Genomic DNA, 12,227 nt, shown 5'->3' with positions numbered 1-12,227 from the left:
GTGTGGGTCCTTTGGGTATTCAGGCAGCTTGGCCGAAGCCGGCCGCAGTCGGGTCCTGCTTGCGCAATGGGGCGAAGTCGACGTCCAGCTTCGGGGGGCCGCTCGTCCGGGATGCTCAAGGCCCTCGCCCCGATCGGCACCCGGGAGGCCATCGACGAGGCGAAGCTCCTGGAACGCCTGCTGTTGATCGCGTACGCGTACGGCACCAACTCCGGGATCAGCTCGGTCGCCGCCGGCGCTCACGGGCACAGCGAGGAAGACCTGCGCTACACCGCCCGCCGCTACCTGACCGCCGCCGGTCTCAAGGCCGCCGGTGTCGAGATCGCCAACGCCACCTTCGCCGCGCGCTCCGAGGCCGTCTGGGGACAGGGCACCACCACCGTCGCCTCTGACTCCACGCACTTCAAAGCCTGGGACCGCAACATCTTCACCGAGTGGCACTCCCGGTACGGGGGCCGCGGCGTCCTCGTGTACTGGCACATCGAAAAAGGATCGATGGCCATTCACAGCCAGCTTCTGAACTGCACCGCCTCAGAGGTCGCCGCGGCGATCGAGGGAATGATGCGGCACGCCACCACCATGCAGGCCGAGGGCAACTACGTCGATTCGCATGGCCAGTCGGAAATCGGCTTTGGGCTGACGAGGCTCCTGGGCTACGACCTCCTGCCGCGCATCAAACAGATCAACAAGGTCAAGCTCTACCGACCCGGCCGCGAGGACGAGGACACCTACGAGCGCCTGTGCGACGCGATGACCCGCCCGATCCGCTGGGACGTCATCGAGAACAACTACGACCAGCTCATCAAATACGCGACCGCGATCCGGGTCGGCACCGCCTCCACGGAAGCTATCTTGCGGCGCTTCACCCGCACCGCCTCCCACCCCGTCTACCAGGCCATGCTGGAGGTCGGTAGAGCCCAGAAGACCATCTTCGTCGCCCGCTACCTGCGCGACCGCGATCTCCAGCGCGAGATCCAGGAGGGCCTCAACGTCGTCGAGGGCTGGAACGGCGCCAACGACATCATCTTCTTCGGCAAGAGTGGTGAGCTCTCCTCAAATCGCCGTGACCAGCAAGAACTGTCCGTTCTCGCGCTCCATCTCCTGCAAACAGCGCTCGTCTTCGTGAACACCCTGATGATCCAGGACATGCTCGCCGCCCCCGAATGGGCCGACGTCCTCACCAACGAGGACAAACGCGCTCTGACCCCGCTCTTCTGGATGCACATCCAGCCCTACGGCGAAGTCCGGCTGAACATGGGCAGCCGCCTCCAACTTGAGGTCCCCACCCCGACCGACCCCGACCCCAAGCCAGAACCGGAGCTAGCCGTGGCCTGAAGGCAAAAGGCATACCACTCGGCCCCCTCGCCACGTCTCGGCAGGGGGCCACTTTCAGTCCGGAAGCTACTAGTGAGTTACTTGTCACCTGGTTCGCCGCTCGTTAACGGCGCCCCAAGTACGGCGGCCGGCCGCCCGTCATCACCGACGACATGCTCCACACCGCGCTACGGCGCCGCGCGCACGGCGAGTCCGTGGAACAGATCCAGCCCGACCTGATCATCCCCACCCGGAAAGCGCAAGGGACAGAACCCCTCGGTGGCCAGCATCTACCGGGCGCTCGCCGAGCACGCCAAACGGCAGGCGTACCCCGAAGCCGTTGAGCAGGCGCACGCCGACTACACCGCCCTCCCCAACGGCGAACTCCCCGGCCCGCGCACGCCACACTGGACCATCACTGCTTAGCGTTGGTTTTTCCGCGAGAACTACTGGGACCCCGGCTCGCGTCAACTCCCGTGAAGCGGCGACTCCCTTGTGCTGGTGCACAAGGGAGTCGCTCGCTCGTTCGGGGCCCGGGGCGGGGGAGTGGCTACTCCACCGTCACCGACTTGGCGAGGTTGCGCGGCTTGTCGATGTCCCGGCCCAGTGCCAGCGCGGTGTGGTACGCGAGGAGTTGCAGCGGGATGCCCATGAGGATCGGGTCCAGCTCGTCCTCGTTCTTCGGGACGACGACCGTGTGGTCGGCCTTCTCCTGCTGCTGGTGGGCGACCGCGAGGATCCTGCCGCTACGGGCCTTGATCTCCTCCAGGGCCGCGCGGTTCTTCTCCAGCAGGTCGTCGTCCGGGACGATCGCGACCGTCGGCAGGGCGGGCTCGATCAGTGCCAGCGGGCCGTGCTTGAGCTCGGAGGCCGGGTAGGCCTCCGCGTGGATGTAGGAGACCTCCTTGAGCTTGAGCGAGGCCTCACGGGCCACCGGGTAGCCGCGCACGCGCCCGATGAAGAGCATCGAGCGGGCTTCCGCGAACTGCTCCGCCAGCTCCTTGATCTCCTCCTCCTGCTTGAGGATCTCGGAGATCTGCTCGGGCAGCCTCCGCAGGCCCTCGATGATCCGCTTGCCGTCGCGCACCGAGAGGTCGCGGGTGCGGCCCAGGTGCAGGGCCAGCAGGGCGAAGGCGACCGTCGTGTTCGTGAAGCACTTGGTCGAGACCACGCACACCTCGGGGCCCGCGTGGACGTACATGCCGCCGTCCGCCTCGCGGGCGATCGCCGAGCCGACGACGTTGACGATGCCCAGCACCCGCGCGCCCTTGCGCTTCAGCTCCTGGACGGCCGCCAGCACGTCGTAGGTCTCGCCGGACTGCGAGACCGCGACGTACAGCGTGTCCGGGTCGACGACCGCGTTGCGGTAGCGGAACTCCGAGGCCGGCTCCGCGTCGGCGGGGATACGGGCCAGCTCCTCGATCATCTGGGCACCGATCATGCCCGCGTGGTACGAGGTGCCGCAGCCGAGGATCTTCACCCGGCGCACCGCGCGTGCCTCGCGGGCGTCGAGGTTCAGGCCGCCGAGGTGCACGGTCGAGAACCGGTCGTCGATGCGGCCGCGCAGCACACGGTCCACGGCGTCGGCCTGCTCGTGGATCTCCTTGTGCATGTACGTGTCGTGGCCGCCCATGTCATACGACTCGGACTCCCACTCCACGGTGGTCGGCTCGGCCGTCGTCCGGGTGCCCTCGGTGGTGTAGGTGCGGAAGTCGTCGGCCTTGAGCGTGGCCATCTCACCGTCGTCGAGGGTGACTATCTGGCGGGTGTGGGCGACCAGCGCGGCGACGTCGGAGGCGACGAACATCTCCTTCTCGCCGATGCCGAGGACGACCGGGGAGCCGTTGCGGGCCACCACGATGCGGTCCGTGAAGTCGGCGTGCATCACGGCGATGCCGTACGTGCCCTCGACGAGTCGCAGCGCCTGGCGGACCTTCTCCTCCAGACTCTCCGCCTGGGAGCGGGCGACCAGGTGGGTGAGGACCTCGGTGTCGGTCTCGGAGAGGAACTCGACGCCGTCCGCCTCCAGCTTCTTCCTGAGGTCGGCGGCGTTGTCGATGATGCCGTTGTGCACCACGGCGACCTTGTTGTCGGCCGACATGTGCGGGTGGGCGTTCACGTCGGACGGGGCGCCGTGGGTGGCCCAACGGGTGTGCGCGATGCCGGTGGTCCCCTTGAAGCGCGCGGGGACCTTGGCCTCCAGGTCGCGGACCCGGCCCTTGGCCTTGACCATCTTCAGGCCGGCCGTCTTCGGGGAGGTCACGACGATGCCCGCCGAGTCGTAGCCGCGGTACTCCAGTCGCTGCAGGCCCTCAAGCAGCAGCGGCGCCACATCACGCTTACCGATATATCCGACGATTCCGCACATATGTTTCCTTGAGTCCCTTTTGTGTCTATGGTGATGGAGCGTCCGCCCGGCATCTCAGCCGTAGACGATGCGGCGCAACTGCCGGAGCGTGAGCTCGGGCGGTGCGACCGCGCGGTACTTCAGGTCCGCCTCGATCCGCTCGAAGATCGCCGCGTTCACCAGGCCCTGGGCCTGCAGTTCGCGGTGGCGGCGGCGGACGAACTCCTCGGTCGTCTCGTCGAAGTAGGCGAGCACTTCCTGGACCACGCGCAGCGCCTCGCCTCGGCCGAGGGTCGTGGACCGCGTCAGATGATCAACAAGTTCGTCGTGCACCCGGTAGATCCTGAGGTACAGGCGTCGGAATCGCAAGAATCCTGCCCGATTTCGGGCAGGTGCCTGTCGTTCCTCCTATGAGTTCTTGTTTGATGCCGTCCACTCTGTGTTCTACGTCACGTTGCCTGGGTGGGCGGCCCTCACAACCGCTTGAGGACCGCCTGCTTGGCCAGTGTGAACTCCTCGTCCGTCAGCACGCCCGCCCGGTGCAGCTCGCCCAGTTCGCCCAGTCGGCGCAGCAGGGCGTCGTGGTCGCTCTCCATGTCCGCGCGCTCCCGTGCGGGCTCGGCAGGCTCCTTGACCGGTGGCGCGAGGGCCTCGGGTGCCGTCGGGTGCGGCAGCCGGGCCTGCACGGCCGCCGCGACGAGCGCCATCAGCGGGTCCTTCTTGAAGCCCCACAACTCCACCGCGTTGGGGTCGTACTTCGGCTGCGCACCGGTCTCCACGCCGCGCACGGTGAAGCGGAGGTGGCCGTTCTCCAGGCCGACCGACGGCTGCCACTCCACGGCCGTGATGTCGGCCAGAGCCAGCGAACGGGCGCCCGCCGCCGCCTTCGAGTCCTCCGTCTTCCAGTTCCACTCCAGGCGTACACGCTCGCCGTCGAAGCTCGCCGTGCCGTCCCCGGCGGACACGGACAGCGGAACCGCGGGGCCCGGCAGCAGATAGGCGTCGACCGGGCCGGATGGCACCTGCTCCAGCAGGAGCGCGTTACGGACCTCGTCCACCAGGTACTGGGCGACGCCGTAGCGGTCGGACTCCACCGTCAGTTGGTACGGGTCGTCGGACTCGGCGAGCCGGCCGCCCGTCGCCAGCAGCAGAGGGTCGGCGCCGTCGCGCAGTCGCAGCCTCAACCGCCCGTTCTTCCTGCCCTGTTCGAACGAGATGTCCCGCAACGCGTCCAAGGGAACGGTGAGTTCACCCAGAGCACCGCGCAACAGTCCGACGCCCTTGTCGCGTCCGGGGGTCAGCCGGAGCGTCTCGCCGTCGAAGGTCCACGTGCCGTTCTTCTGGATGATTTCTGTCACGGGGGTGATTCTTTCATCGGCTCTGCGAGAGGGTGGTCTAAACCCTTCGGGCGCGAACCGGAGAAGCCCGTGGGGCCTCATGGAAGGGAGCGCATGTGAGACAGCACCACAGAACGCCCCGCCTCCTCGGCACGCTGCTGCTCGTAGCGGCTGCCGGTCTCTCCGTCGTCGGCGCGGCACCCGCCGCGGCCGGTCGCACCGCCACACCGCTCAGCCGCGTGATCCCGGCACCCGCTTCGGTCGACGCGGGCGGAACCCCGTACAAGATCACCCGGGGGACGCACATACGCGTGGACGACTCGCGTGAGGCCCGCCGGGTCGGCGAGTACCTCGCGGACATCCTGCGGCCCTCGACCGGCTACCGCCTGCCGGTCACCACACACGGCGACGGAGGCATCCAACTGCGCCTCGAGGGGGAGCAGTTCGGTGCCGAGGGGTATCGCCTCGACAGTGGAGCCCAGGGCGTCACCATCACCGCCCACAGGTCCGCCGGCCTCTTCCACGGTGTGCAGACCCTGCGTCAGCTTCTGCCCGCGGCCGTCGAGAAGAAGACCGTGCAGCCAGGGCCCTGGCTGGTGGCGGGCGGCACCATCAACGACTCCCCGCGCTACGCCTACCGCGGCGCGATGCTCGACGTCTCCCGCCACTTCTTCACCGTCGCGCAGGTCAAGCGCTACATCGACGCGCTCGCGCTCTACAAGGTCAACACCCTGCATCTGCACCTGAGTGACGACCAGGGCTGGCGCATCGCCATCGACTCCTGGCCGCGCCTTGCCACGTACGGCGGTTCGACCCAGGTCGGCGGCGGCAAGGGCGGCTACTACACGAAGGCCGACTACCAGGAGATCATCCGCTACGCGGCGTCCCGCTATCTGGAGGTGGTCCCCGAGATCGACATGCCGGGTCACACCAACGCCGCCCTCGCCTCGTACGCCGAACTGAACTGCGACGGCGTCGCGCCCCCGCTCTACACCGGCACCAAGGTCGGGTTCAGCTCGCTGTGCGTGCCCAAGCAGGTGACGTACGACTTCGTGGACGACGTCATCCGTGAGCTGGCCGCGATCACACCGGGCCGCTACCTCCACATCGGCGGCGACGAGGCGCACTCCACGAGCCACGACGACTACGTGGCCTTCATGGACCGGGTGCAGCCCGTCGTCGCCAAGTACGGCAAGACGGTGATCGGTTGGCACCAGCTGACCGGGGCGCATCCGGTCGAGGGCGCGCTGGCCCAGTACTGGGGGCTCGACAACACCGGGGCCGCGGAGAAGGCCCAGGTCGCGAACGCCGCGCGGAACGGCACAGGGCTGATCCTGTCCCCGGCCGACCGGGTCTACCTCGACATGAAGTACACCAAGGACACCCCGCTCGGGCTGGCCTGGGCGGGCCTGGTCGAGGTGCAGCGGTCGTACGACTGGGACCCGGCCACCTACCTTCCAGGGGCGCCGGCCTCGGCGATCCGCGGGGTCGAGGCGCCGCTGTGGTCGGAGACGCTCGTGACGGACGCGGACATCGACTACATGGCCTTCCCCCGGCTGCCGGGTGCGGCCGAGCTGGGCTGGTCGCCGGCCGCCACCCATGACTGGGACACGTACAAGGTGCGGCTCGCGGCGCAGGCGCCGCGGTGGGAGGCACTGGGGATCGGGTACTACCGTTCGCCGCAGGTTCCCTGGTCGACGCCGTAGGCGCACGACGCGCACCCCGGTGGACCGTACACCGGGGTGCCCGCCCGTCCCGGGAAGGGCCGCGTACGGGAGGGCCCTGACGCGGTGGCCGAGGACGCGTCAGCTGACCTTCTTCGCCGTCTCGATCGCCTTGGCGAGGTCTTCGAGCAGCGGGGCGCACTTGTCATACGACAGGATGGGTTCGGTGGTACGGGCGATGACCTGGCCGGCCTTGACGGCGGGGAGCTTCTTCCAGGTCGCCTCGGTGATGTCGGCGGGCTGGATGGCCGAGGAGCGGTTGTCCATCATGATGACGTCGGCCCGGTACTTGTCGACGTTCTCCCAGCTCAGGTTCTCGTACCAGCCGCCGCTGGCCCTGAGGGCGGAGGCGGAGGGCTCGACGAGGTTCACGCCGAGCGACCTGAAGTACTCGAGGTCGATCGAGAGGTTGGAGCCGGAGACGTAGAAGACGTCCTGGCTGGCGGAGCCGACCAGCACCTTGATACCGGGGTTGGTCCTGGCGGCGGTGCGCAGCCGGGCCGCGGCGTCCTCGAACCGCTTCTTCGCACGGGTGATCTTCGCGGACGAGGTGTCCGCGCCGAGCCGCTTCGCGAGTTGGAACATGCGCTGCAACGGCTCGGTCATCGGGCGGTCGTAGACGGAGATCCCGACACTCGGGGCACCCACGGCGAGGATCTTCTTCTTCGACTCCTCGGGCACGTACCAGAGGGTTCCGGCGTCGTCGAACATCGTGGTGACGAGCAGGTCGGGGGCGAGGGCCGCGTACTTCTCGATGCTGAACTGGCCCCACTCGTTGCCGAGAAGCGTGAGCTTGTCGATGTCGAGGTCGCCGGCCTGGACGTCGGCCTTGCCGGCCTTGGTCCTCGTCGGCCCGAAGACGCCCTTCACCTCGACCCCGTAGTCGTGGAGCGCGGCGGCGACGCCCACGAACGCGACGATGCTCGACGGGGCCCGGTCCGTCTTCGCGGTCTGCCCCCGGTCGTCCTTGAACGACCAGGGCCCGGACGCCGCGCTGTCCGAGCCGCCGCTTGTCGCCTTGCCGTCACCGCAGGCCGCGAGCGCGACGCCGAGGCCGAGGGCGCCACCGGCGGCGAGGAGGCCGCGGCGGGTGGGGCGGGGGGCGCGGGTGTAGGACATGGGTGTGGCCTGCCTTCGAACAGGGCGGGGCGTCCGCCGGATGAATCCGAAGGAAGGTTAGCCTAACCTTAGTTACCGCCCCAGGGGTGGGGCCGTACGAGGGCCGGTACTCGGCGTGAGACCGCCGCTCACACAGGAGGGTCCGCGCCAGGCGCGGACCCTCGGGTGTGCATGATGTTCGTACGGACTCAGTCCGTAAGCCCCAACTCCCGCGCGATCAGCATCCGCTGCACCTCGCTCGTGCCCTCCCCGATCTCCAGGATCTTGGAGTCGCGCCACATGCGGGCCACCGGGTACTCGTTCATGAAGCCGTAGCCGCCGTGGACCTGGGTGGCCTCGCGGGCGTTGTCGACCGCGACCGTGGACGAGTAGAGCTTGGCCAGGGCCGCTTCCTTCTTGAAGGGCTCACCCGCGACCATCCGGGAGGCGGCGTCACGCCAGGCCAGACGGGCCGTGTACGCCTTCATCTCCATGTCGGCGATCTTGAACTGGATGGCCTGGTACGCGCCGATGTTCCGGCCGAAGGTGCGACGCTCCTTCGCGTACTTCACCGACTCGTCCACGCAGCCCTGCGCCAGACCCGTCGCCAGCGCCGCGATGGCGATGCGGCCCTCGTCCAGGATGCGGAGGAACTGGGCGTAGCCACGGCCCTCCTCGCCCAGCAGGTTCGCCGCGGGGACGCGGACGTCCGAGAAGGACAGTTCACGGGTGTCCGACGCGTTCCAGCCGACCTTGGAGTACGGGGCCGCCACGGTGAAGCCGGGGGTGCCGGACGGGACGATGATGGAGGAGATCCGCGGCCGTCCGTCCGGCTTGCGGCCGGTCACCGCCGTCACCGTCACCAGGCCCGTGATGTCCGTGCCCGAGTTGGTGATGAAGCACTTGGTGCCGTTGATCACCCATTCGTTCGTCTCCGGGTCCAGGTGGGCCGTCGTACGGGTCCCGCCCGCGTCCGAGCCGGCGTCCGGCTCCGTCAGACCGAAGGCGCCGAGTATCTCGCCGGAGCACAGACGCGGCAGCCACTCACGCTTCTGCTCCTCCGTACCGAAGAGGTGAATCGGCATCGCGCCCAGGGAGACGCCGGCTTCGAGGGTGATGGCGACGGACGAGTCGACGCGCGCCAGTTCCTCCAGCGCGATGCCCAGCGCCAGGTAGTCGCCGCCCATGCCGCCGTACTCCTCCGGGAACGGCAGCCCGAACAGGCCCATGCGGCCCATGTCGCGGACGATCTCGTACGGGAACTCATGGCGCTCGTAGAAATCGCCGATCTTGGGCGCCACGACGTCGTGGGCGAACTCCTCGACCGTGCGCCGGAGTTCCTCCAGCTCGGGGGAGAGGCGGTGGTCCATGGGGGTCACTCCTTGTGGGCGAGGGCTCGGACGGTACGGGAGGGGCTGGGTCGGTCCAGGTGCGCGGCCATCCACACGCTGGCGGCGGTGAGCCGGCCGAGGTCGACCCCGGTGTCGATGCCGAGGCCGTGGAGCATCCACACAAGGTCCTCGGTGGCGAGATTGCCGGTGGCGGACTTGGCGTACGGGCAGCCGCCGAGGCCGCCGGCGGAGGAGTCGACGGTCGTCACTCCGTGCTGGAGCGCGGCCAGGGTGTTGGCGAGGGCCTGGCCGTAGGTGTCGTGGAAGTGCACGCCGAGCGCGCTGGTGGGCACGCCCTCCTCGTTCAGCTCGGACAGCAGGTCCAGGACATGGCCCGGAGTCGCCACGCCGATCGTGTCGCCCAGGCTCAGCTCGTCGCAGCCCATGTCCATGAGTGCCTTGCAGACGCGGACGACCTGATGGATCGGGACGGCGCCCTCCCAGGGGTCGCCGAAGCACATGGAGACATAGCCGCGGACGTGCGCCTTCCGGTCCTTCGCGCGCTCGACCACCGGTGCGAACATCCCCAGGGCCTCGTCCACCGTGCGGTTGAGGTTGGCCTTGGCGAAGGACTCGGTGGCGCTGGCGAAGACGGCGATCCGGCGGGCGCCCAGTGCGAGCGCGCGGTCCAGGCCCCGTTCGTTCGGCACGAGGACCGGAAGCTCCACCGGCAGGTCGGCGACGAGCGGGAACAGTTGCTCCGCGTCGGCGAGCTGGGGCACCCACTTGGGGTGGACGAAGCTCGTGGCCTCGATGGTGGTCAGGCCCGCGTCGGCGAGCCGGCGGATGAAGTCCGCCTTCACCTGGGTCGGTACCGTGCGCTTCTCGTTCTGCAGGCCGTCGCGCGGGCCGACCTCATGGATCCTGACCCGCGCGGGCAGGTCCTGGGCCGGTACGACCATGGGCAGTTCCCGAGCGGTCATTCCTGCACCTCCGTGTTCACGTGACCGTCATGGCCGTCATGGCCGTCATGGCCGTCGTCGTGCGCCGTGAGTACGGCCAGCACCTGGTCCATGGCGACCGTCGTGCCGGGGGTGACGTCGAGTTCGGCGACGATCCCGGCGTGCGGGGCGGAGATGACGTGCTCCATCTTCATCGCCTCGACCACCAACAGGCTCTGCCCGGCGGCCACCTCGTCGCCGACGGCCACCTTCACGACGGTCACCGTGCCGGGCATGGGCGCGGTCAGCGAGTCGGCGCCGGCATGGGCGGCACCGGCCAGCGACGCGGCGACCGGGTCGTGGTCGCGCACCTGCCAGGCGTCGCCGTCACGGCCCAGCCAGGTGCCCGTCGGCAGGTCGGCGAAGGTGTCGAAGGTGTGGGCGACACCATCGAGCGTGAAGGTGAACCGGGATTCCCGTGCGGCACTCGAGGGAACGCGCAGGGGCTCCTTGTCGTCGAACAGCACCTCGACGGCGCCGTCCGCCGTGCCGCGCACGCGGACGGTCACCGGGTCGTGGCCCGGCACCCGCAGGTGGTGCGCCGTCCAGGCGCGTTCACCGCCGAGGCGCCAGCCGTCGGGCACCGAGAACGGATCGACCCAGCCCTGCTCCTGGGTGTCGAGGGCGGCCTGGCGCAGCAGCGCCGCCGCCGCGTAGACCTCTTCCGGCACCTGAGCCGGGATGAGGCCGTCCATCTCCCGCTCCACCAGTCCGGTGTCCAACTCGCCGGCCACGACCGCCGGATGGGCCAGCAGACGGCGCAGGAAACCGGCGTTGGTCTGCACGCCCAGGGTGACGGTTCGAGCGAGAGCCGCCCGGAGCCTTCGCAGCGCGGTCGCGCGGTCGGGGCCGTAGGCGATGACCTTCGACAGCATGGGGTCGTAGAGGCTGCCGACCTCGGTGCCCTCGGACAGGCCGGAGTCGGTGCGCACTCCCTCGCCCTGCGGCTCGTGCAGCGACAGCACCGTGCCGCCGGACGGGAGGAAGCCACGGGCACCCTCCTTGGCGGACACGGTCTCGGCGCAGATACGGGCCTCGATCGCGTGCCCGGTGAGAGTGACGTCCTGCTGCCCGAAGGACAGCCGCTCGCCCGCCGCCACCCGCAGCTGCCACTCCACCAGGTCCAGGCCGTCCGCGGCGCCGGCCGCACCGATGGATACGGCCAGCTCGGTGACCGGGTGCTCCACCTGGAGGCGGGTGTTCATCTCCATGAAGAAGTACGACGACGGGTCTGAGCCGGGCACGATGAACTCCACCGTGCCCGCGCCCTGGTACCCGCACGAGCGGGCCGCCTGGACCGCCGCCTCGCCCATCGCCGCGCGCGTGGCCTCGTCGAGGAGCACGCTCGGCGCCTCCTCGATGAGCTTTTGGTGACGGCGCTGCAGGGAGCACTCGCGCTCGCCCAGGTGCACCACGTTGCCGTGGGCGTCGGCCAGGACCTGGATCTCGATGTGGCGGGGGCGGTCGATCCAGCGCTCGACGAGAAGCGTGTCGTCACCGAAGGCGGCGCGGGCCTCGCGGCGGGCGGCCGCGATCTCGTCGGCGAGGACCGAGGCGTCCCGCACCAGCCGCATGCCCTTGCCGCCGCCGCCCGCGCTCGGCTTCAGCAGCACCGGCATCCCGATCTCGCGGGCGGCGTCGGCCAGTTGCGCGTCGCTGAGCCCGCTGCCGTTCGATCCGGGGACGACCGGGACCCCGGCCACCTTCACCGTCTCCTTGGCGCGGATCTTGTCGCCCATGAGCGCGATGGCGTCCGCTGGCGGCCCGATGAAGACCAGTCCGGCCTCCTGGCACGCGCGCGCGAACCCGGCGTTCTCGGCGAGGAAGCCGTACCCCGGGTGCACCGCCTGGGCGCCGGTTCGTGCCGCCGCGTCGAGCAGCCGCTCCACCGAGAGATAGCTCTCGGCCGCCGGCGCGGGACCGATCCGTACTGCCGTGTCGGCCTCCCGGACGTGCCGGGCGTCCGCGTCGGCGTCGGAGAAGACGGCGACCGAGTGCACGCCCATGGACCGCAGCGTGCGGATGACGCGTACGGCGATCTCGCCCCGGTTGGCCACAAGCACCGTGTCGAACAT

10 protein-coding genes are annotated in these 12,227 nt (G+C 69.4%); 3 read left to right on the top strand and 7 right to left on the bottom strand.

All coding sequences use genetic code 11. From position 1 onward, the window contains the following. The first annotated feature begins 111 nt into the window (after positions 1-111). Positions 112-1,335, top strand: a complete 1,224-nt coding sequence (locus ACWDEX_RS01665; RefSeq protein ID WP_450461100.1) for a transposase — start codon at positions 112-114, stop codon at positions 1,333-1,335. A 258-nt stretch (positions 1,336-1,593) separates the two neighbouring features. Further along, a complete protein-coding gene (locus ACWDEX_RS01660) occupies positions 1,594-1,740 on the top strand; it encodes a hypothetical protein (RefSeq protein ID WP_450461099.1) in 147 nt (48 codons plus the stop codon). 124 nt (positions 1,741-1,864) lie between these two features. Here ACWDEX_RS01660 and glmS read toward each other — a convergent pair whose 3' ends face one another. The 3 genes from glmS to ACWDEX_RS01645 all read right to left on the bottom strand — a co-directional run bounded on the left by glmS (position 1,865) and on the right by ACWDEX_RS01645 (position 5,019). Next, complete coding sequence (glmS, locus tag ACWDEX_RS01655) at positions 1,865-3,682, bottom strand: glutamine--fructose-6-phosphate transaminase (isomerizing) (RefSeq protein ID WP_450461098.1); 1,818 nt, start codon at positions 3,680-3,682, stop codon at positions 1,865-1,867. Positions 3,683-3,736: 54 nt separating this feature from the next. Beyond that, entirely contained in the window at positions 3,737-3,994 is a 258-nt protein-coding gene (locus tag ACWDEX_RS01650; protein WP_450461116.1) for a hypothetical protein, read from the bottom strand. A gap of 140 nt (positions 3,995-4,134) precedes the next feature. After that, positions 4,135-5,019, bottom strand: coding sequence for a DUF4429 domain-containing protein (locus ACWDEX_RS01645; RefSeq protein ID WP_450461097.1), 885 nt, complete (start codon positions 5,017-5,019; stop codon positions 4,135-4,137). Positions 5,020-5,114: 95 nt separating this feature from the next. On the opposite strand from ACWDEX_RS01645, the gene ACWDEX_RS01640 reads away from it, so the two are divergent. Beyond that, positions 5,115-6,704, top strand: coding sequence for a beta-N-acetylhexosaminidase (locus ACWDEX_RS01640; protein ID WP_450461096.1), 1,590 nt, complete (start codon positions 5,115-5,117; stop codon positions 6,702-6,704). Positions 6,705-6,803: 99 nt separating this feature from the next. Here ACWDEX_RS01640 and ACWDEX_RS01635 read toward each other — a convergent pair whose 3' ends face one another. From ACWDEX_RS01635 to ACWDEX_RS01620, 4 genes are all read right to left on the bottom strand, one after another. Further along, positions 6,804-7,841 (bottom strand): ABC transporter substrate-binding protein, encoded by a 1,038-nt coding sequence (locus ACWDEX_RS01635; protein ID WP_450461095.1) that lies wholly within the window; start codon positions 7,839-7,841, stop codon positions 6,804-6,806. Between the two features lie 188 nt (positions 7,842-8,029). Next, positions 8,030-9,190: an acyl-CoA dehydrogenase family protein gene (locus ACWDEX_RS01630; protein WP_450461094.1), complete on the bottom strand. Its 1,161-nt coding sequence runs from the start codon at positions 9,188-9,190 to the stop codon at positions 8,030-8,032. 5 nt (positions 9,191-9,195) lie between these two features. Then, positions 9,196-10,134 (bottom strand): hydroxymethylglutaryl-CoA lyase, encoded by a 939-nt coding sequence (locus ACWDEX_RS01625; RefSeq protein WP_450461093.1) that lies wholly within the window; start codon positions 10,132-10,134, stop codon positions 9,196-9,198. Then, on the bottom strand, positions 10,131-12,227 hold the full coding sequence (locus ACWDEX_RS01620) for an acetyl/propionyl/methylcrotonyl-CoA carboxylase subunit alpha (protein WP_450461092.1): 2,097 nt from the start codon (positions 12,225-12,227) through the stop codon (positions 10,131-10,133). Before ACWDEX_RS01620 ends, ACWDEX_RS01625 begins: the two co-directional genes overlap by 4 nt.

Source organism: Streptomyces sp. NPDC001020 (assembly GCF_053599115.1).
This window is presented reverse-complemented; position numbering and strand designations above follow the sequence as displayed.